This is a genomic window from Halorubrum sp. SP3, from assembly GCF_005435195.1.
Lineage (GTDB): Archaea > Halobacteriota > Halobacteria > Halobacteriales > Haloferacaceae > Halorubrum > Halorubrum sodomense.
On sequence record NZ_SGTU01000376.1, the window covers coordinates 1 to 450 of the forward strand.

At 54.4% G+C, this 450-nt stretch carries 1 protein-coding gene; it reads right to left on the reverse strand.

All coding sequences use genetic code 11. From position 1 onward, the window contains the following. Window positions 1-160: 160 nt before the first annotated feature. A partial coding sequence (locus EXE42_RS16920; RefSeq protein WP_206750763.1) for a hypothetical protein occupies window positions 161-450 on the reverse strand: 290 nt, incomplete at its 5' end.

Below are 450 nucleotides of genomic sequence, written 5' to 3' on the forward strand. Positions count from 1 at the left end.
GCTACCTCAATATGCCGGGCAATTGGTCGGAAAGGATGGTATCTGTCGACGGTGAGTAGTAGTGAAAACAAGGGTGATAGAATACTCCGGAATGTGGTAGGTTTGCGAGATACTACCCGCTACACGAGCGGGTACGGAGGTGAAAAAGAGAGGCAGTTGGTTACTCGTCGAGGGGGAATTTGTCCTCAAGTTCGACGAGTTTTTCTCCACGCTCGGTGAGACTCACGCCGAACCAGACGCGCTTGCGACCCTCGTCGAGAGTGACGCGTTCGCTCGGCGGATCGGGGGTGATTTTCGATTTCATCTTCGAGACAGCACCACCCGGCGCGTGGGTTTTGAGGTCGACATCGTCGGGGTCCATATCAGATTCTTTACTAAGTTGATGGAGGTTGATTTGGGCCCATGCGTTGTAGGCCGAGCGGATGTTAGACGTGGGGGTGACTGCCGACT